The sequence below is a fragment of the Phycisphaerae bacterium genome, assembly GCA_035384605.1.
Taxonomy (GTDB): domain Bacteria; phylum Planctomycetota; class Phycisphaerae; order UBA1845; family PWPN01; genus JAUCQB01.
Genome location: DAOOIV010000046.1, coordinates 20,437 through 39,130 on the forward strand (window position 1 = coordinate 20,437; position 18,694 = coordinate 39,130).

An 18,694-nucleotide genomic window follows, 5' to 3' on the forward strand; every position below is an offset into this window, starting at 1 on the left:
GTTTTGCCAAAGAAGCGGAGATGTGCTATCTCGCCCCCGACCGTCCAGATATGCGCCTGGTCGCACCCCACACGGATGGGCAATCCCCCCTTGCCCTTCTACCCGCGACCAGGCCCTTTTTTTGTCCAACCTCTGATGTCCCAGCCCCGGCCATGAATGGGCTGCCAAGTCCGCCACACCACAGACCGGTCCGCTTCCTTGAGTTCGCCTCGGTGAACCCATCTCACGGTTCACAAGGAATCCGCCCTAAGGCGGACCGCCTTTTTGCGGGCCGCAACCCAAGTGCTCTGCGATCCAGAAACATGCGCGCAAGCCGCACAGATGTCTGGCCGTAAGGCTCCAAAAGGCACGGTGGTCCTCACGGACTCTGTCGGGGTCTCGAAAACGGTCGCCGTGCCACCGCCTCTGGCAACCGCGCGTGATGTGGTAGAATTGAGCTGGCGGAGCGGGCGAGGCGGTCGCTCGATCAACGTTGCCGCGTCGATCGGGAGGAAAGTCCGAACTGGGCAGGGCACGGTGGTTGCTAACGGCAACCCGGCGCGAGCCGAGGGAAAGTGCCACAGAAAACATACCGCCCTTGACATGCGGCCCGGGCTTCGCCTGCCGGCGCGAGCCGGAGACGCGAAGCGTCCGCCGCATGTCAAGGGTAAGGGTGAAAAGGTGCGGTAAGAGCGCACCGCGTTGCGGGTGACTGCGACGGCAGGGCAAACCCCACCGCCAGCAAGCCCCAATAGGCAGCGAGAGGCGGCCCGTCTCGTTTGAGCTGTGGGTAGGGCGCTTGAGCGGCTTGGTGACAGGCCGCCCAGACAAATGATCGCCGCTCTTGACGCGCCGTGTCTCGCTTCGCGAGACTGGCCGTGCAGCGGCCGCAGGCGAAGCCTGAATCGGCGTGTCAAGGGTAACAGAATTCGGCTTATTCGCCCGCTCCGCCGATTGTTGGCAGATCTGTTGATTCATAGACGGGAGTGGTCTCTCGTGTCCTATTCATCCTCCGTCATCTTCGATCATTCAAAGGAGAGATCGCATGGTACTACATGTGCTTCGAGTCATTTTCGTGGCTCTGGTGGCCATTGTGGCGATGAGAGTCGCGGAGTACTGCTGGCGGGTCATGCCTGCGTACGCCATTCTTTCGTTTGCCCTGGGATTGGCCTGCCTGGTGATCGCCCTCGACATCTTCATTCCGCAGAAATCGTTGCTGGCCATTTCGGGATTGTTCTTCGGGCTTGTGGTGGGCATGGTGGTGGCGTTCGGGTTGGGCTTGATCCTCGACGCAGTCGTGCTGCCCTACAAGTCCACGTTAACCAAAGTGCTGGAGAGTGACGCCATCGGGGGCTTCTGGCCTTCGGCGCCGATTCCCGAAGGTAGTTATCCGGAGGAGGACACTGCCGCTCGGCGTTCGGGTTGGGACTCAGACGGCCTATCCGGCTCCGAAGGAGGCATGTTCCGGAAGCTATTGTGGGCCGTGCTTGGTCCCCATCGAGGCGGATCTGCCCAGCGGCCTGCCACGGCCGTCCAGGTCGAGCGACAGTCCGTCGGCGAGGCGCGATTCAAGGAGATGATGTCCTCCATCAAGGTGCTCGTCGGTGTGGTGTGTTGTTATCTCGCGGTAAGTTTCATCCTTCAAACGAAGGACGACATTCGCTTCGTGATCCCCTACGTCGAGTTCGTCAAACAGCGAAAGGGCGAGCATCCGTTGATCCTGGATACGTCGGTGATCATTGACGGGCGGATCATTGACATTCTCAAGGCCTGGCATGTGGACTCGCCGGTGATCATCCCACGTTTCGTGCTCCAGGAGCTGCACGCGGTTGCCGACAGCGGCGACAAGCTCAAACGCAACCGCGGCCGGCGGGGCCTTGACGTCGTGAATAAGCTACAGGAGCTGGAAACCATCGATCTTCAATTCCAGGAAGCGAGGACGACGCGCGAGGAAGAGCGCGAGGGTGTCGACCATCGCCTCGTTTTCCTGGCTCGCAAGATGGAGGGACGGCTGGTCACGAACGATTACAATCTTAACAAGCTCGCCCAGATCCGGGGCGTCGATGTGATCAACATCAACGATCTGGCCAACGCGCTCAAGCCCGTTTTTCTGCCGGGCGAGACCATGCAGGTGAAGATTATCAAGCCCGGCGAAGAGGTTGGCCAGGGTGTCGGTTATTTGGAAGACGGGACCATGATCGTGGTCGAGGGCGCCCGTGACAAGATCGGCCAGTCCGTGACCATCAGCGTGACCAGCGTCCTCCAGACCAGCGCCGGTCGTATGGTCTTCGGCCGAATGGGTGATGCTCCGCCGCCCCCCGATCGTTCGCGCCGCCGTCAGAGTCCTCCCAATCGGCCATCGACCTGATCAGCCTTTCGTCACAAGAATTCCTGGATGCTACTTGCCCCCGAAGTCGCGCTCGTACCGGGCCAGCAGGGTGGGAACATCGTTGGGGATGATATAGTACTTGCCGTGCCGAATCTTGGTCTGGCGGGGTTTCAGGCCGCCAATACGAACGTCGCTATGGATGCAAACGATAATTCCCTGGAACAGTTCCTGGACGTGGTCCCAGGCCATCGCGAGAATCATCTTTTCATCCGCGGAGAAGCAGCCAACCAGACCATTGACCGGCCGGGTTCTGCTCAGCGGGCGAGGGTTGACGTCGTTCAGGTCGACCCCACCCGGCACATAGACCTGTCCGGGCGTATAGCGGGCTTTGGTCTCACGATGCGTCTGGTCCATCCGGGTCAGGCCCTGGTCGGTGAAGATGAAGCACTTCTGGAAGTAGTCGTCCTGGCCTCGCCCGGTAAAGTCACCCACTCGGACACAGGGTTGGGCCCAGTCAAGGTCGACGAATTCATTGCTTTGGTTGGTGATCGTCATGTGAATGTCGACCTCGTCGTATCCGGCGCGGATTTCGTGATCGATCACCACCTTGCCGTCGACAATATGCCTCAGCTTGACCCAACGGCCATCTGGGTCGGCGGCCACAAGTTGGCTTTCGAAGGGGATAGTCGTTTGAGACCAGTCCCGGTCGGTGCTGCCCCTTCGGCAAAAGGCCTCCAGGTACCAAGTCTCGATCTTGCCCCCCGGCAAGCGGTCGGATCGGATGGTGAGGATATCCCGCTCACCTTTCCGCCAGTCGATCCGCAGACCGTCGTTGATGGGGGTGGCGCATCCTGACAGGGGGGCAAGCAACAGCAGACCTGTCAATGATTTCCGCATTTCAGCATCCTCCAGCTTAGAATTCGCGTATGCTACTGTAAGTCCGAGGCATGATCGAGAGTCTAACAGGGGTAGTCATGGCCGAGCGCATGACATGCCGGCTGGGACGAGAGTCCTACCCCGCGGACGGCGAGGACGCAGTTCTAGCCGGGGGTCTGGCGCGTCGTGATCCGGTCGTCTTCGACCAACTCGTCGAGACCTACCAGGCCCGGGTGGCGAGGCTGGTGTGCCGGCTGCTCGGCTGGCCGCAAGACGTGGACGACGTGGTGCAGGAGGTGTTTTTGGCGGCATGGAAGGGCCTGCCCCGGTTCCGCGGACAGGCGGAGTTGGGTACGTGGCTGATGCGGATCACCATTAACAAGTGTCGTGGCCACCGGCGGAAGGAAATGCTCAGACTGCGTCGGTTTTGGAGGAGCAAGGAACGGCAACAGATGCGTAACGCTGTCTCGGCTGATGGGGCGACCCTCGACGCGGAGAACCAGGCTGAGGTTCGTCGTGCGGTGCGGAGGTTGCCGGCGAGATACTGCGAGGTGATAGTGCTTCGATACCTCGAGGAGATGCCCGTCGAGAGGATCGGACAGGTGCTGGGGCTGACGCGGAACGCTGTTGAGGTTCGGTTGCATCGGGCAAGAGCGCGATTGCGAAAGGAGTTGGGCGGATTGCTGGAAGAATGAGTGGGTTTGGCGTCGCCTTGTGTCCCCCTTGCCAAGGGAGAAAGCAAGAGGCAGTTGCCAGGTAGGGCCGACGCCCTCGTCGGCCCCCCCCGATCCCCCTTGCGAAGGGGGGAAGAGGATGCGAGATGACTCAGACGGGCCGCTCTGCCCAGAATCCTTTCCGGGCCACTTGGCTCGGCCGAATCCGTTCGGCATTCGAGCGAGGATAGGAATCCTCGACGCCGAAGGATCTGGAACGGATTCCGGGGCCGGCGTGGCCACCCTCAGAGTGCCAAGAGTGCCGACGGGGCGTCGGCACCACGTGACCCCCGTCGGTCCCCCCTTGTTAAGGGGGGAAGCCAGGTAGGGCCGACGCCCTCGTCGGCCCCCCCGATCCCCCTTGCGAAAGGGGGGAAGGGATGAGCGATGAGCGATGAACGACTCCAACAACTGTTGCGACAGGCCGACGCGGCCTTCGGCGGCCCGCGGGTCAGTTCTGCTGACTTGCCGCTGAGGGTGCGACAGCGGGCGAGGCGGCAGCATCGGGCGAAGGTGTTCGGCACCGCCACAGCAGCGGTTTTGGTGTTGAGCCTGACCACGGCGGCGTGGGTCAACAGGTACGGCCGGTCCGTCCCCTCGCCGACGCCGATCGTTGCTGACGACGGCTCGAAGCCGGCGTCGGTGGCAGAGTTGCAATCACATATTGAGCAGCTCAGCGAAGAGATACGGACCGGTTGCCAAGCCGTCCACGAGGTCTTACGGCGACAGGAGGTCGAGCAGCGCCTGGCGGCCTTGCGGAGGCAGGCGGAGGCGGACCCGCTCAAGGAGATCAATGACCAGATAGACCGGGCCGCGCTAACCATGGTCTATCAAGCCGACCGGATGTATCGCGAGTTGAATCTGCGGGAATCGGCGATAGCGTCGTACGAACGGACCATCAAGCTTTTCCCCAAGACTCATTGGGCAGAGGTGGCAAAGGACAGACTGGCCGAACTCAAGACGGCCGGAAACGGAGATGCGATATGAAAACCGGAACTCTGGAAACAAACGTGGTGATATCACTGTTTGTTGGTGGTCTGGCAGCCTCCGCATGGGGCCAGGCGGTTCCCAGTCCGTCTATGCATGATCCCGATAGTCCGGTGAATTGCGTCGTCAAGATCGCCTGCGACCCGGCGCTTCTGCCCCTCAACCCGCAATCTGTCGGGGCACTGCTGGAGAGCAGGTTCGTCGCCGGCGAGGCGCTCAAGCAGACTCTTCCGCCGGAGGCCTTCTTATCCTACACAGTCGAATTCAGACCGTTGCCGGGGGGAACGATCGCAGCCCCCGTCGGGGTGACGCCGGGCATGCCGATGATGGATGACCCCCTGCCGCAGCCCGGTGGGGTCTTCTTGCCCGCTCCCCCAGGCAGAGATGGCATGGGTGGCTACGGCGACGAGGGTGGCGGCGGCGAGCGGGCCGGTAGTAGGAGCGGTGGTCCCAGCGGTTCCAACGCCCCGGCCCACGGTGGTAGATATGGCGGCTATGGCGGCGGTGGCAGGACAGGCCCAGCCGGCGGTCCGTGGGCGGGACCGGAGAAGCCTGACGCACCTTCGGGCGGGACGCCGATGCCGGCAGGAGCGGTTCCGGATCGTTCCGTTGCACCGGGAGGACCCCGACCAGGTGGCCGGCCCGTGATGGTCGACATCCCGGAACCCGGCCCCGGGGAGGGCAGCATCATTGGGCAGATCGAGGTACAAATTGACGGCGCGGAACCCCACCATAACGAGGCGTTTCTGCGAGCGATCTGCGAGCGGCTGCAACAGGCGCTGTACGGCTTGTGGGAGAGCGAGATGAGTTCGATCGGCCGGCAGCTCGAGATGAGTCGGGATGAACTGCTGCGAGCTGAAAAGAAGCTGCGAGAACTGCAGGAACGGCGGCGAGACCTGCTTGGGGCCGGACAGGTCGACCTGACACCCGAAGCGGTGATGGATCAGATTCGTCAGCTCGACCGCGAACGCCAGCGAATGGAAATGGATCTGCTCGGACAGCAGGCTCGCCTCAAGGCCGTCCAGCAGCAGATCCAGGCAACCAGTGAGCGGAGCCTGGCGAGCCCGGGCGGCGATGAAATGATCAAGCCGCTCCAAGCCAAGCTCGAGGTGTTGAGGAACGAACTGAAACGAGTGGAGGAGATGAATCAGCGGGGCATGGTTCCCGGAGGGGACGTCGAGAAGGCCCGTGTGGCCGTGTTGGAGGCGGAAGTCCAACTGGTTGAGGCCCGGCGCAAGGCGGCCGAAGTCGGCGGGGTCGAGGTCCTCGGCAAGCTCAACACGGAACTGGCGATGTTGTCTGTGAACGTCGCAGAAACCGAGGCTCGTCTCACGTCCCTCCGCGAACAGATCGAGAAGGCCAGGCAGCTTGTGGGCGTAGTGGACGAATATGAAATGAGAGTCCTGATGGAGATGCCCCACGCCAGGCGGGCCTACGAGTCGAGCAAACTCCGTGTCGAAGAACTGGAGCAGCGAATCCGCACGGCCGTGGCCCCCACGGTGACGGTCATCGGTGGTGCAACCTCGAAGCCGGCGAAGTGAGGAGTGGTCAGTCCTCAGTCTTCAGTTGTCAGCCGATGGTAGAGCATCGAGCCCGCCCCGCCCTGGTCCGCTGTGGCGACCGCAGGCAGGGTCCCCTCTGCGACCGAAACCCGCCAATGACTCCGCGCCGATCGGCAGGTCTCCGCCGCCTTCAGCGGCTACGACCGTGCTCTACCTGCTGAGAGGTTCATCGATAATCGGCAAGCCAGATCATCCGATCAGCAAGCTGTTCACCTTGGAGTGTTCCCACGAGCCGAAGGGTGCGCCTCCATAACTGCGAAAACGGGAGCCGCTCGCTGACAATAAGTCGCGAGAAGTGCCTGTCCTCTTCGATCGCCCTCCGCGCCAAAGGCACGAAGTCGCGGATGTTGAATGTCAGCAGGGCCTGTCCGTTAGCTGCACAATACTCAAAATGATCGGCATCGGGTATCGACAGACGTCCGAGCTCGACGGCGCTTACTGCATCGTAGCCGCGTTCACGCAATACCGCACCGAGCAAGGGACGAACATCCTCGTCCAGCCAAATCCGGATGAGGCTCATCACATTTCCTCTCGCCAACACGCCTCGGTGTTATCCTCCATCTCGGCTTCCAGTTCAGCCTGGTGATCGTAGTAGTAGCTCAACGCGTCGTACACAGCGGGCAGGGAGAGTTGTGGGAACTCCCTAAGGCGGACCGCCTTTTTGCGGGCCGCAACCCAAGCGTACTGCGATCCAGAAACATGCGCGCAAAATGCGCACCAGTCGCGGCGGAAGGGACTAACCAGTTCCTCTGGTGACATACCCTGTTTCAGTACGTACTGGACCAGGGACCGGACCGGGAATTTCGTTCCAGCGACCACGGGCGAACCGCCCGCCATATCTGGACGTCGGGAGGCGTACGGATGGTCAACTCGGTGTGTAGGCGAACCCATACTCACGTGCCTCCAACAGGCCCCAATGGTCCGGTGCTGCATAATAGCATGTGTGAAGCACCTTTGCCGTGGTCAGGGGTTGACCGGTTCGGGCTCTTGCCCGACTTGGCTCGCCGGGATAGGTTGGCCGGTACGGAGAGCGGTGGCTGGCCGTGATTGGCCAGCAGTGGCTGGGGCCGGTCCAGGAACAGGGTTGATCACCCTTTAAGGCGAGGTGAAGCCATGGCAACGATCAGCGGATTGCTCCCTGAGGTGCAGGCCTTTCTGTTGCAGGATCCGATTCCGATGTTCGTCGGCGGGCGGTGGATTGAGGCAGCCGACGGCGGCGTCCTGCAGACAATCGATCCCGGCGACGGCTCACCCTTGGCAACTGTGGCCGAGGGCAAGGCGGCCGACGTCGACAAGGCTGTCCAGGCGGCTCGCGAGGCGTTCCGCAAGAGCGGTTGGGCCACGATGCCGGCCAACGAGCGGGCCGTGTTTCTGCATCGACTGGCCGACCTGGTAGACCAGAATCGGGCAACGCTCGCCCAACTTGAATCGCTTGATGTCGGCAAGCCCCTGTCGCAGGCGGCGGGTTTCGACGTGCCTAACGTTGCTCAGACGCTTCGCTGGTACGCCGATCTGATGGTTCGCACGCGGCGAAGCGAGCTGATTGCCGTCTCCGGCTTTGAGGCCCGACAAGTGCGGTTTCCCTACGGTGTGGCGGCGTTTATCTTGCCGTGGAACTTTCCGCTGCTGCTGGTGGGGTGGAACCTTTCGCCAGCGCTGGCGGCGGGCAACACAGCGGTGATCAAGCCGGCCGAGGACACACCGCTGAGCACGTTGTACTTCTGCAAGCTCGTCGAGCAGGCGGGTATCCCCGCGGGGGTCGTGAACGTGGTTCCGGGCTACGGCCACACGGCCGGCAAAGCCCTGGCCGAGCACCCGGGTATCAACCGCATGGGCTTCACGGGCTCGCCCGAGGTGGGCCGCCTGATCGCCTCCGCTTGCGGCAACAACCTCGTTCCCGTCAAGCTTGAACTGGGTGGGAAGGGGGCTGCCGTGGTGTTTGACGATGTGGATCCGGCTGTTGTCGCTCAGAAACTGGTCGCGGCCGTGACCCTCAACACCGGCCAGGTCTGCTGCACCGCCACACGGTGGCTGATCCACGAGAAGATCTGGAACCCGTTCGTGAAGATCGCTCGCGAGGCCATGCAGCAGATCAAGATCGGCCACGGCCTGGCTCCGTCAACCCAGATGGGCCCGGCGGTCAGCGAGAAGCAGCGGCAACGGATTCTCGGATACCTCGAAAAGGGCAAGGCCCAAGGAGCGGAGTTCGTTCTCTCTGGCGGACCAGCGACGGTTACCGAGCACCCTGAGGGCTTCTATGTCAAGCCATGCATGCTCACCGGTGATCCAGATAACGTCTGTGCTCGCGAAGAGATCTTCGGCCCCGTTTCGTTCCTGATGAAGTTCAGCGAAGAGGAGGAGGCCGTCGAGCTGGTCAATCGGTCCAATTATGGTCTGGCCAACAGCGTCTGGTCCGCTGACCTGAAGCGGGCCAATCGCGTGGCCGAGGCCTTGGTCGCGGGCAACAGTTGGATCAATGGTCACAATCTGTTTCCGCACGGCGTGCCCTATGCAGGCTGCAACCTCTCCGGTTGTGGCGGGGGCGTGCTGGGACCCGAGACCCTGTTCGATTATCTGCGGCCGCAGTCGGTGGTGCGGGCGCTGTCGTAGGGCACGGTCGTGGCGGCCGAAGGCCGCAAGACCTGCCGCTATTAGGGGAAGCGGTCAGCGGTCGGCTTTCAGCAAGAAGAATCGGCAGGTCTCAGGGCTTTCGCCCCTTCGACCTGCCCCACCCGGCTGCGATATGGACAAGACACCCCCATCGCGCTACCAGCGATTCCTCCGATGGGCGGCTGCGCGCAGACTGGTCATCCCGCGCGATACGCGTGTTGATCCCTCGCTTTTGTCAGAGGAGCGGTTTCCCGTTTCCTGTCCAAAGTGCGAATACCTTCTGCGTGGTCTTCCAGACGGCCGATGTCCCGAGTGCGGGCGTGAATTCGATCACGGCAAGCTGCTGGTGGAGCAGTACGTCGGGGAAGCCGGTAAACGATCGCACCCCGTAACGTCCAAGTGGACCTTTCGCATGTGGCTTGCAGGAGCACTCCTGTTAGTCTGCGGTGGCATGTTGCCCAGCTTGATGCAGTGGGTTGAGCAGCGGGCTGCCGGCCTCAGACAGACACCCGGTTCCGACAGACTGCTGCGAGCATGTGTCTTCACGATGATTGGAGCACAGCTTGTGGGGCTCAGCTTGTTGGCGGTCGCCTTCGTGCTCGATCTTCGTCTGGCAATAGTATCGCGGCGCAAGCGAAGACAGATTCTCGACGCCATCGATCGGAATCAGCCTGGATTCGTGGAGGCGCAGCGCGCAATCTGGGTGACGCCGGCTCTGCTGCTCGGATTGGGCGCCGCTTTCGGCACGTGGTACCTGTTGTTGCCCGTCTTCGGACAGTCGGGCACCGCGATGCATCCTCTGCACCTGGTTCTGTCGATTGTTATCGGTTGCGGCACTACAATTGGGATTGTCCTGGCTGCCGGATGCGTTCGCGGCCGCAAGTAGTACGGCAGGTCTCAGGGCTTTCGCCCCTTCGACCTGCCCTACCCGACTCTTCGATCTGCCCCACCCGGCCGGGATCTCTGATCCCGATGGAGGGATTCGATGGACGTTCATGATGCGATTCGACGGCGAAGAAGCGTGCGGGCCTATTTGCCCAAGCCGATTCCCGACGACGTGATGGAGCGGCTGAAGCAGGCGATCCGTTTCGCCCCCTCGGCGTGCAACTACCAGCCGTGGCATTTCATCATCGTCAAGGACGCCCATCTGCGGGAGGAGATCGTTCGCCAGTCGCACAAGCAGAAATGGATGCTCGATGCCCCTGTTTTCGTTGTTGCTTGCGGCTTCCCGCTTCAGGCCTACAAGGCCATGGGCGGCTACGGCAACAGCGCCGACGTGGACGTGGCTATCGCCCTGGATCACCTGACGCTCGCGGCCGTGAGCGAGGGGCTGGGTACCTGTTGGATCGGGGCGTTTGACGAGGCCAGCGTCAAGAAGCTGCTGGATATACCTGCGCAGGCCAAGGTGGTGGCGATGATCACGTTGGGCTACCCGGCGTCGCCGAATCTCAATTACCCGCTGGACGAATCCTGCCGCAAGCCGGTGTCAGAGATCTTCAGTCTGGATCGGTACCCGGCCGGAAGCCGGACGTTCTGAGAACGAGCTGGAACTGGGGCACGGCGCATTGGGGATTGCAGATTGAGAATGGCACAAGGCCAGCGGCCTCGGCCGAAACAGAGGCGGTTCCTGCCACGAAGAACAGTGCGTCCCCAACGCCCGCCCACGGCCAAGCGCGAGGCCGATCTCCCGCTTATGATTCGCCCTCCGTCGATTTCACCGATCCGAGATGTCTGAGCATCGTCCGGATGTCGGTGACGCCTTTGATAGCCACGTAGACGGTGACGGTGGAATACCAGGTGACGACGGCCGCGGTCAGCAGCCACCAGAACCAGTGTTCTCTCATGACGATTTACTCCCCGGCCCCCGACGTAACCGTGCCTCGGGGCTTCAGCAGCGAACCGATGATCATTGCCGCCCCCGCAGTCGCGTACGTCATCGCGCCCAGCACATATTGCCACTCGTCGCAAAACGGCTTGTACCGGTCCGTTTGTTGGAGGACCAGCAATGTGATGGGCACGATGGCCCCTACGACAATGGCCGCCATGGCTCCCCAACTGTTGGCCCGCTTCCAATAGCAGCACGCAATCAGCAGGACGGACATACTGGACAGGTAGATACTCCCCGTGACCGTCAGGTAAGTCCACACGTCTCCCTTGAGGTCGTAATAGAGTCCGAAGAAGAACAGAAACACGCCGATGGAGGCGATGATTGCACGATTAATGAGAATACCTTTCCGCTCCGTCCAGTTGCGGCGGAAGGGAGCCAGAATATCGTTGTAGATCACGCCGCCCCACGTCAGCATGTAGGCCGAGTCGGTGGACATGTCCGCGGCGAGCATGGCGGCTACCAAAAGGCCCATGAGTCCCCATGGCACGGCAGTGCTGAGATATCGCGGCATGGCCAGAAGAGATCGGCGAACCTGGTCGACTTCGGGAAAGATCCCCGCCAACTGGTCCGGGGCCATGATGGAGAGGGCGGCGATTCCCCAGATCGCCGGGATGAGGAATCGACAGACGAAGAAAAAGCTCGTGTGGGTGTAGATGCGGCGGCCGGTACGGGTGTCCTTCGCGGCCAGGAGTCGTTGGATGATGGTCTGCCAGGTCAGGACGGCGGCCAGGTTGACAACGCCGTTGTACACTACGTAGTCGATGCCCATCTTGGGGTGCACGAGCGGGTTGAAGCCGCCGGCACCGTAGTGCGTGTTGACCGTCTCAACCAGTTTGCTCCAGCCGACGTTGTGAAGGGTGAGCAGGGTGACGATCAGGAGGCCCGCGCTCATCACGATGAACTGTAGGAAGTCGGTAACCAGCACCGAGAGCATGCCTCCGAGTATCGTATAGATGGCAACGGCGGCCAGCAACATGCCCATCATCGGCACAAGGTGGCGTACTTCGAGCCCGCAGACCTGGACCAGGAAGTCGCCGCCCATTCGCAGGAACACGCCCATATTGAGCAAACCGCCCAGCACGATGACAACGCCGCTGAGCCAGCGGACGCGGGAGCCGTAGCGGTTCTGGAATAATTCCGGGATGGTGATCACGCCGGCGTCCCGCAGCGGCTTGATGCAGAAGCCGGTCAGGCCGACCAGCAGCATGGCCGCAGCGTACAGAATGCCCGGCGTTGCTCCGGCAAAGCCCGCCTCGTAGCCGAGCTGGGCGGTGTACATGCACGTCACGATGCCGAATTCGGTCGCGGCCAGCGAAGCGATGCCGAGATAGAGATTCATCTCTCGCCCGGCGACCAAAAAGTGTTCCACCTTGCCGACGTACCTGCGGACGGCGATGCCTGCCGCCATTGTCGCGAGCAGATACACGCCGACAATGCTTCCGTCAATCCAAGTGAAGTTGCTCATGCTCGTGCTCTTGAACCAGGGGTTCACAAACGGTCGGGCAGAATCATAGCAGAAAAACGGTTTGCCGCCATACCCCCGTGGTTCTCGGTCGCCGGCGGTCGCCGGTTCGCCGATCAGCCGGCGCGGGCCGGCCGAGGGCCGTGTTTTCTTGCCTTCCAGATATGCTTTCGGAGATCCGGCGGGCACGTCGGCAAGAGGTCGCGGCATCCGGATCGCCGGGTGAGTAGTCGTTGCGCGGATCCGAGCAGGGGCGGTTTGACGCGCCGGGGATCGGCTACCCGCAGCCGGACCGGGATCACTCGCGCATTAACTCATCGGCCAGCTCGTCGGCATCATAGATCTTGCGCAAGGCCTCGATGATCGCTCTCGTGTCCACGGCGATCGCCCGGCCCTGCCGGTCGTCGAAGGCGATGTCCCAGACCAGCGATTGCAGATTCCCGTCGAAGATAAGGCCGACGACCTCGCCCTTGGCGTTGACGATCGGGCTGCCACTGTTGCCTCCGATGATGTCCGCTGTCAGCACGAAATTAAGCGGCAACTTGAGGTCGAGACGGTCGCGGCGGTCGAGCCATCGCTGTGGCAAGTCGAAGGGCGGCCGGGGGCCTCGTTCTTTCCACCTTTCGTACAAGCCGGCGAAGTCTGTGAAAGGCGGGATCTGCCTGCCGTTCTGCTCATAGCCCTTGACGACGCCGAAAGCGAATCGCAACGTGCCGGTGGCGTCGGGGTACAAGTCTTCGCCATAGAGAGCGAACTGGGCGGTGCCGATCCTGGCATAGTTTTCCCGCTCGACACCTTCGACCTCGTCTTCGAATCGCTTGCGGAGGGCGCGGCTCTCAGGATCGATGGCCGCGGCAAACCGGATCATGGGGTCCTCCGACGCATCGATGGCCTTCTTGCCCTCCACGACATAACGTTTTCGCGTCTCGACGTCCTTAAGCGTGCAGTCGCGGACGAGCCGCTCCGCGCGAGCCTGCGGTGACAGACCGTCGAGTGCCTTCACCACCAGTGGGTCGTCCGCACCGAACCGCTCGGCCATCAGCGTCAGACCGCTGGTCACGCCCTCGATCTCCAGTTCATCGTAGATCGGGGCAGGCGAGTACAGCCACAGGTAGACCGACTCGAGTTCCGACTCGCGATATTCGCGGAGGCGCTCGGGCGAGGGCTTGGGTAGTTCGTCGGCCAGGCGCACGAGCGTTCGCGCGATTTCGAAGAGCTTGGACTCCAGGGGATGCCCTTCGCGCAGAGTGTTGCGTCGGTTGAAGAATGTGCGGTAAACCCGCTGCGCTTCAGCGATGCGATCCCACGGCTCGGTGGTCTTCGCGGCGGCCCGGAGTGTCGCCTCAGCTTGCTCCTTTTGGAGGATGAATCGAGGGTCCAGCATGGCCTGTTGCATGCCCGTGCGGGCCTTGCGCGAATTCTGAACGCTGAAGTAATCATTCTCGCCGATCCGCAGGTTCTCGTCGCTGCGGTTGCAGAACACGGCGAGCTGCACCTCTCGGCGCCACAGCCAGTTGAGCACGGCGGGCATCTCGACATCGCGCAGGAATCTCAGGTGCTCGACGGTGACCAGCCGGCGGCTCCGGGCCGGGTGCCCCAGGACGAATAGCAGTTCGCCGTCGGCGGCGCCCCGGCGACTGAATTTCAGATAGTGCTCGGGCTTGAGGGGTTTGTCGTTCTCATAGATGCGGAAAAAGCAGCAGTCCAGGTCAAAACGGGGGTACTCGAAGTTGTCCGTGTCACCACCGAAAAAGGCGACGGACTTTTCCGGGGCGAACACCAGTCGCATGTCGGTGTATCGGCGATAGCGATAGAGATGATAGCGGGCCCCGTACCAAAGGGTGACGACCTCGCTGTCCAGGCCGGTGGCGTCCTTGGATTCCTGCTCGATGCGGGTCATGGCTTTGCGCCTGGCCTCGTAGGCCTCGCCCGGGGGCATCTCGGCGGTGGCGGCGGCCGCGACCTGCTCGGTGACGTCCTCGATCGACCAGAGTACCTGCACCTCCAGGTCCGGGCACCTCAGTTCCTGGTCGTGGGTGCGAGCGTAAAACCCGTCCCGCACCAGATCCCGCTGCGGCGTGCTGAGCTTGTACAAGTCGTCGACGCCGACGTGATGGTTGGTCATGAGCAATCCATCGGCCGAGACCAGCGAGCCCGAAGCTCCCATCCGGACGCACGATTTCTGGAGGTGCTCCAGCCAGGCTCGTGTCGGCTCGAAACCGTGTTTCGACTTCAGCACCTCGGTCGGCGGTCGGGTCAGCAACCACATGCCTTCGTCGGCACAGAGAGGCAAAACCGATGTCAAGACGGTTATGACTGCAAGAAGGCAGTGCCATCGCATGGTCAGAAAGCCTCGTCAGGCGCTTTACTCTGTCGGCTTGCCGACCGGTGCGGCAGCGGGCTCGGTCGCCGGGGCTATGGTCGCAGTGGCGGGAGCCGTCGGCAGAGCGATCGGCGGTAGAGTGATAGCAGATGCTGATGTCGGGGCGCCGGCGGCCGGACGGGTGGCCACGATTTCCAGTTTCGCCAGCCTGGCGTCCAGACTGCTCAGTTGTTCGGAAGCGAGTCTCTGGTAGGGGCTGACGGGGCCGTCGATGACCTCCTGGTACAGCTTTCGAATTCTTTCCTGATCGCCTTTGCCCTCGACGAACAGCGTTTCCTCTACGGCCGCCAAGGCCAGCTTGGCCCGCGCCATTACGAGGGGCTGGCTTCGGAATCTCTGAATCGCTCGCTCACAGGCGGATCTTGCCTCGTCGAGCAGGCGATCGTGTTCCGCCTTGTCAGCCTCTGATGTCCGACCAAGAGCCAAGTGGTGAGCCAGGGATGCCTGGAGGTCCAGGAGTGATGGGCCAAGCCACGGATCATCTCCATACTCGGCGATGAGATCCTTGATCTCGTCAAGGAGTTTCAGGTCCTGGACCGCCTCGCCGCTTTGAATGGCCCTGATTCGGTTCATGGCGTCCACCTTGGCCCGATGCTGGCTCCTGGCGTTCATTGTGGCCACGATGATGACCAGGGCGACCACCACGACGCCTCCCACGACATAGGTGGAGTTGCGAACCAGGAAGTCATACATCTGTCCGAGATAGATGCTCAGTTCGTTCGTTTTCAGTTCTTGTCTTCTGCGCTGCTTCATCGCTGTTTTGGCGGCTCCATCGGCGTTCGGCTGAACGGCACAACTTCAACGTTGACAATCGACTGGCCGAAGTGGCCTGGTCGAATCTGTATGGTGCATGCTTCGAGCTTTTTCTCGAAGCGCATCGTGATAACACCTTTGACACTCTGGTCCGACACCCGTTCCCACCCCATTTGAGGCATCCGCTGGCGGTAAAAATCGCGAACCGCAAAGGGGTCGGCTCTTCCTTTGTACTCGTGCCTCGCCATTCGTTGTCCGGCCGACTCGTGGTCCATCGAGTGCTCGTCGACGAGCTGAAAACCGTCCGGTACGGGTATTTCCTCGAGAAAGGCCACACCACGCGGATTGAGTTGCTTCAGCCCGCCGCTCTTGTTCGATGTGCCGGACGGCCAATTGCTGCACCCGCTCGCAAGGCCGACTGCCAGGAGTCCAATGAGCATACCCCGCAGACTGCGCCCTCCTGATTCTCGAGCCCGCAAATGCTCAGAACACGTCCGAAGCCCGCCGCCAGCGTTCGGCAGAGCGGCGTCCGGGTCGCCGCGGCGACCGAAACCCGCCGCGTGGTTGAGCGTCGGCGCACCTTTTTCGCGCATGTTGTGAGACAAAAGGGCTTCCATGACCTCACCTCTTGCCTGTGGCCGTGGCTGCCGCCCCGTCAGGAGCGACTTGTACATCCTGACAGCGACAGTTCGCCGTCCGTGTTCCCCGCCGGCATCCTTGTGCGCACCCGGGCCGGGCACTTCCTGGCCAGGAAAGCACGCCAACTTAGCCGAAAGCCTCGTCGACAACAAGAACGGCCTCGCGCCACCTGCCCGGGCGGACGCGTGGTATTCTCGGGGACTGCTTAACAGCCTCAAGCGTTCGGCGAGATGGCAGATCCATTAAAGCAGGGAGATAATGCGTAGCTAATCAGTTTATTCCAGTCCGGTGGCTCGCTGTTTGACAGCGGTAGATTGATATCTTGGTCCTTCGGCAGAATCGTTGATCGCGTGCGTCGGCCTGCCGCAGGACCGCCTGCTGCCGCGGCTTGTTGAGCCCGCGCTAGCGGCTCGTTAGCGTTTGGTTTGAATCCCGTGAATGCCCGGATACAATCCCGGCCTGCCGTCCTATTGCCGGGCGGCATTCCCTGGAACGTGGATCTCGGGAGGTTTGCGTCGGTGTTCAGCGTTATCCCGCGAGATACCAAGTTTTTCGAGCTTTTTGAGGCCTCGGCGACGGTCATGATCCGGGCCGCCCAGGCTTACGCCGAGCTGGGTCGCGATTACGCTCGGCGAGAGGAGATCATCCAGCGCATCAGGGGATATGAGCATGAGGGCGACGAAGTGACTCACCGCACCCTTGACACCCTTGATAAGACGTTCATCACGCCGTTCGATCGTGAAGACATCCAGAGGCTCATCGTTGAGATGGATGACGTGGTGGACGAGATCGACGCCGCCGCCAAGCGTTTGGTCCTCTATCGGATCGACACCCCCACCCCCTGGCTGGTCAAACAGACCGAGGTTCTGGGCAAGGCGACCGCCCTGATCGGGCAGGCTCTGCCCAAGTTGAGGAACCTCAAGAAGCCGGGACAGGTGCATGAATATCTGGTGGAGATTCATCACCTTGAGAACGTGGGCGACGACACCAACCACGCCGCGGTTGCGGATCTCTATAACCATTGCAAGGACCCGATCTACGCGATGAAGTGGAAGGAGATCTACGATATTACCGAGCGGGCCATCGACACCTGCGAGGACGTCGCCAATACCATTGAGGGGATTATTCTCAAGAATACCTGATGCGGTTTTTTCCGAGCCGCCGGCAAACGCATGGACCCACAAGTCACATACGTACTGATTATTGTCGCAATTGCCCTCCTTTTTGATTTCAGTAACGGTTTCAACGACGCCGCCAACTCGGTTGCGACGATCGTGGCGACACGCGTGCTCACGCCCCGAAAGGCCGTCCTGTGGGCCGCATTTTTCAATTTTGTTGCCGCATTCGGCTTTGGCACGCCGGTGGCCAGGACCATCGGCAATGGGCTGGTGCAGGCCGGCGTTGTTGACAGCCACCTCATCATGGCGACCTTGATTGCCGCGATCGTCTGGACGGTCATCTGCACTCGCCATGGGATGCCGATCAGCGTTTCCCACGCCCTCATTGGGGCGATGTCCGGGGCTGCTATCGTCAAAGGCGGCTTTCATGCGCTGATCTGGAGCACGATCGGCAAGATCGCCGTTTTCATCGTTCTGTCGCCGCTGATCGGTCTGGTCATTGGCTGGGTGATGATGGTGGCGACCATGTGGGCGGGAACATGGGTCAGTCAGGCTTTCAAAGGCATTACACCTCGGGGGATCGACCGCGTGTTTCGCGTTCTTCAGCTTTTCTCCGCGGCGGTCTACAGCCTGAGCCACGGTCTCAATGACGCACAGAAAACCATGGGCATCATCTTCGCGCTTCTGATGAGCGTGCCTGCCTTGACGGGTTGGGCCACGCACGGAGGCGAGGGAGGGCACGAGATTGCTTGGTGGATTATCCTGAGCTGCCATGCGGCGATCGCATCGGGGACCTATATCGGTGGATGGAAGGTCGTCAAGACGCTCGGCCACCGCGTCACCAGGCTTCAGCCGATGGGGGGATTCTGTGCCGAGACCGGCGGAGGGGTGACTATCCTGGCGCTTTCGCATTTCGGCATACCCGTCAGCACCACCCACACCATAACCGGCGCCATCTTCGGCGTCGGCATCACGACCCGCAAAGGTGGGGTCCGGTGGAGCGTTGGCACGGAGATTGTGACTGCCTGGGTGCTGACTCTACCGGTGTCCGCGACGTTTGCGGCGCTGGTTTATTTCGCCATCTCACGGTTTGTGCCCTGAGTCTTGTGGCCGCGGGACGGGAATGACTTGGAATGGTACCGTCCCCGATGAATTCATGGTCTGGGTTGTCGGCGGTGGGGGCGATGGGAATGGTCGTTGCCGAGGGAACTGAGGCTGTTGGCAGGGCGGGGTGGACCCGGTTTTCCGGGTCCGGGGAGGGAGGGCGGCGCAGTCGTGGAAGGCGGGTTGGGAGGTTGGGCGACGTGTTCGGGATGGATCGGATGACGGGAAACCGGCCACGGTTTTCCTTAAGTGTTTAATAGATAACGACTTAAGATCTCGGTTGGGTTCGTT

17 protein-coding genes and 1 other RNA gene are annotated in these 18,694 nt (G+C 61.7%); 10 read left to right on the forward strand and 8 right to left on the reverse strand.

Going from position 1 to position 18,694, the window contains the following annotated elements; genetic code table 11:
- Positions 1 to 442: 442 nt before the first annotated feature.
- Both rnpB and PLL20_11650 read left to right on the forward strand, forming a co-directional pair.
- Positions 443 to 932, forward strand: an RNA gene (gene rnpB / locus PLL20_11645) — RNase P RNA component class A.
- 92 nt (positions 933 to 1,024) lie between these two features.
- Positions 1,025 to 2,347 (forward strand): PIN domain-containing protein, encoded by a 1,323-nt coding sequence (locus PLL20_11650; GenBank protein ID HPD30642.1) that lies wholly within the window; start codon positions 1,025 to 1,027, stop codon positions 2,345 to 2,347.
- 30 nt (positions 2,348 to 2,377) lie between these two features.
- Here the strand turns inward: PLL20_11650 and PLL20_11655 are convergent, their stop codons facing one another.
- A complete protein-coding gene (locus PLL20_11655) occupies positions 2,378 to 3,205 on the reverse strand; it encodes a hypothetical protein (protein HPD30643.1) in 828 nt (275 codons plus the stop codon).
- A gap of 50 nt (positions 3,206 to 3,255) precedes the next feature.
- Here PLL20_11655 and PLL20_11660 point away from each other — a divergent pair, with 50 nt between their 5' ends.
- From PLL20_11660 to PLL20_11670, 3 genes are all read left to right on the forward strand, one after another.
- Positions 3,256 to 3,879 (forward strand): RNA polymerase sigma factor, encoded by a 624-nt coding sequence (locus PLL20_11660; protein HPD30644.1) that lies wholly within the window; start codon positions 3,256 to 3,258, stop codon positions 3,877 to 3,879.
- A gap of 405 nt (positions 3,880 to 4,284) precedes the next feature.
- Positions 4,285 to 4,884, forward strand: coding sequence for a hypothetical protein (locus PLL20_11665; protein ID HPD30645.1), 600 nt, complete (start codon positions 4,285 to 4,287; stop codon positions 4,882 to 4,884).
- Complete coding sequence (locus PLL20_11670; GenBank protein ID HPD30646.1) at positions 4,881 to 6,425, forward strand: hypothetical protein; 1,545 nt, start codon at positions 4,881 to 4,883, stop codon at positions 6,423 to 6,425. Before PLL20_11665 ends, PLL20_11670 begins: the two co-directional genes overlap by 4 nt.
- 187 nt (positions 6,426 to 6,612) lie before the next feature.
- Here the strand turns inward: PLL20_11670 and PLL20_11675 are convergent, their stop codons facing one another.
- Complete coding sequence (locus tag PLL20_11675; GenBank protein HPD30647.1) at positions 6,613 to 6,966, reverse strand: DUF5615 family PIN-like protein; 354 nt, start codon at positions 6,964 to 6,966, stop codon at positions 6,613 to 6,615.
- Positions 6,966 to 7,283, reverse strand: a complete 318-nt coding sequence (locus PLL20_11680) for a hypothetical protein (protein ID HPD30648.1) — start codon at positions 7,281 to 7,283, stop codon at positions 6,966 to 6,968. Before PLL20_11680 ends, PLL20_11675 begins: the two co-directional genes overlap by 1 nt.
- Positions 7,284 to 7,559: 276 nt before the next feature.
- Here PLL20_11680 and PLL20_11685 point away from each other — a divergent pair, with 276 nt between their 5' ends.
- The 3 genes from PLL20_11685 (at position 7,560) to PLL20_11695 (ending at position 10,593) form a co-directional block, all read left to right on the forward strand.
- A complete protein-coding gene (locus PLL20_11685) occupies positions 7,560 to 9,056 on the forward strand; it encodes an aldehyde dehydrogenase family protein (protein ID HPD30649.1) in 1,497 nt (498 codons plus the stop codon).
- Positions 9,057 to 9,189: 133 nt separating this feature from the next.
- Positions 9,190 to 9,942 carry a hypothetical protein gene (locus PLL20_11690; GenBank protein HPD30650.1) on the forward strand — a complete coding sequence of 251 codons (753 nt, stop codon included), beginning with the start codon at positions 9,190 to 9,192 and terminating at the stop codon, positions 9,940 to 9,942.
- 99 nt (positions 9,943 to 10,041) lie between these two features.
- The gene (locus PLL20_11695; GenBank protein ID HPD30651.1) at positions 10,042 to 10,593 is read left to right on the forward strand and encodes a nitroreductase family protein; all 552 of its coding nucleotides are present in this window, start codon (positions 10,042 to 10,044) and stop codon (positions 10,591 to 10,593) included.
- Positions 10,594 to 10,747: 154 nt separating this feature from the next.
- Here the strand turns inward: PLL20_11695 and PLL20_11700 are convergent, their stop codons facing one another.
- The 5 genes from PLL20_11700 to PLL20_11720 form a co-directional block, all read right to left on the reverse strand.
- Positions 10,748 to 10,900, reverse strand: a complete 153-nt coding sequence (locus PLL20_11700; GenBank protein ID HPD30652.1) for a hypothetical protein — start codon at positions 10,898 to 10,900, stop codon at positions 10,748 to 10,750.
- A gap of 6 nt (positions 10,901 to 10,906) precedes the next feature.
- Complete coding sequence (locus PLL20_11705; GenBank protein HPD30653.1) at positions 10,907 to 12,409, reverse strand: sodium:solute symporter family protein; 1,503 nt, start codon at positions 12,407 to 12,409, stop codon at positions 10,907 to 10,909.
- A 295-nt stretch (positions 12,410 to 12,704) separates the two neighbouring features.
- Positions 12,705 to 14,747, reverse strand: coding sequence for a S46 family peptidase (locus PLL20_11710; protein HPD30654.1), 2,043 nt, complete (start codon positions 14,745 to 14,747; stop codon positions 12,705 to 12,707).
- A gap of 24 nt (positions 14,748 to 14,771) precedes the next feature.
- Positions 14,772 to 15,542 carry a hypothetical protein gene (locus PLL20_11715; GenBank protein HPD30655.1) on the reverse strand — a complete coding sequence of 257 codons (771 nt, stop codon included), beginning with the start codon at positions 15,540 to 15,542 and terminating at the stop codon, positions 14,772 to 14,774.
- Positions 15,539 to 16,159 (reverse strand): hypothetical protein, encoded by a 621-nt coding sequence (locus tag PLL20_11720; GenBank protein HPD30656.1) that lies wholly within the window; start codon positions 16,157 to 16,159, stop codon positions 15,539 to 15,541. Before PLL20_11720 ends, PLL20_11715 begins: the two co-directional genes overlap by 4 nt.
- A gap of 540 nt (positions 16,160 to 16,699) precedes the next feature.
- Between PLL20_11720 and PLL20_11725 the strand changes: the two genes are divergently transcribed.
- The gene (locus tag PLL20_11725) at positions 16,700 to 17,323 is read left to right on the forward strand and encodes a DUF47 family protein (protein ID HPD30657.1); all 624 of its coding nucleotides are present in this window, start codon (positions 16,700 to 16,702) and stop codon (positions 17,321 to 17,323) included.
- Positions 17,324 to 17,353: 30 nt separating this feature from the next.
- Positions 17,354 to 18,400 carry an inorganic phosphate transporter gene (locus PLL20_11730; GenBank protein ID HPD30658.1) on the forward strand — a complete coding sequence of 349 codons (1,047 nt, stop codon included), beginning with the start codon at positions 17,354 to 17,356 and terminating at the stop codon, positions 18,398 to 18,400.
- Positions 18,401 to 18,694 lie beyond the last annotated feature (294 nt).

What these genes read in the sequence shown, in the direction of transcription:
- PLL20_11650 (HPD30642.1), top strand. Translation starts at nt 1,025, where the DNA reads ATGGTACTACATGTGCTTCGAGTCATTTTCGTGGCTCTGGTGGCCATT.
- PLL20_11655 (HPD30643.1), bottom strand. Translation starts at nt 3,205, where the DNA reads ATGCGGAAATCATTGACAGGTCTGCTGTTGCTTGCCCCCCTGTCAGGA.
- PLL20_11660 (HPD30644.1), top strand. Translation starts at nt 3,256, where the DNA reads ATGATCGAGAGTCTAACAGGGGTAGTCATGGCCGAGCGCATGACATGC.
- PLL20_11665 (HPD30645.1), top strand. Translation starts at nt 4,285, where the DNA reads ATGAGCGATGAACGACTCCAACAACTGTTGCGACAGGCCGACGCGGCC.
- PLL20_11670 (HPD30646.1), top strand. Translation starts at nt 4,881, where the DNA reads ATGAAAACCGGAACTCTGGAAACAAACGTGGTGATATCACTGTTTGTT.
- PLL20_11675 (HPD30647.1), bottom strand. Translation starts at nt 6,966, where the DNA reads ATGAGCCTCATCCGGATTTGGCTGGACGAGGATGTTCGTCCCTTGCTC.
- PLL20_11680 (HPD30648.1), bottom strand. Translation starts at nt 7,283, where the DNA reads ATGGCGGGCGGTTCGCCCGTGGTCGCTGGAACGAAATTCCCGGTCCGG.
- PLL20_11685 (HPD30649.1), top strand. Translation starts at nt 7,560, where the DNA reads ATGGCAACGATCAGCGGATTGCTCCCTGAGGTGCAGGCCTTTCTGTTG.
- PLL20_11690 (HPD30650.1), top strand. Translation starts at nt 9,190, where the DNA reads ATGGACAAGACACCCCCATCGCGCTACCAGCGATTCCTCCGATGGGCG.
- PLL20_11695 (HPD30651.1), top strand. Translation starts at nt 10,042, where the DNA reads ATGGACGTTCATGATGCGATTCGACGGCGAAGAAGCGTGCGGGCCTAT.
- PLL20_11700 (HPD30652.1), bottom strand. Translation starts at nt 10,900, where the DNA reads ATGAGAGAACACTGGTTCTGGTGGCTGCTGACCGCGGCCGTCGTCACC.
- PLL20_11705 (HPD30653.1), bottom strand. Translation starts at nt 12,409, where the DNA reads ATGAGCAACTTCACTTGGATTGACGGAAGCATTGTCGGCGTGTATCTG.
- PLL20_11710 (HPD30654.1), bottom strand. Translation starts at nt 14,747, where the DNA reads ATGCGATGGCACTGCCTTCTTGCAGTCATAACCGTCTTGACATCGGTT.
- PLL20_11715 (HPD30655.1), bottom strand. Translation starts at nt 15,542, where the DNA reads ATGAAGCAGCGCAGAAGACAAGAACTGAAAACGAACGAACTGAGCATC.
- PLL20_11720 (HPD30656.1), bottom strand. Translation starts at nt 16,159, where the DNA reads ATGGAAGCCCTTTTGTCTCACAACATGCGCGAAAAAGGTGCGCCGACG.
- PLL20_11730 (HPD30658.1), top strand. Translation starts at nt 17,354, where the DNA reads ATGGACCCACAAGTCACATACGTACTGATTATTGTCGCAATTGCCCTC.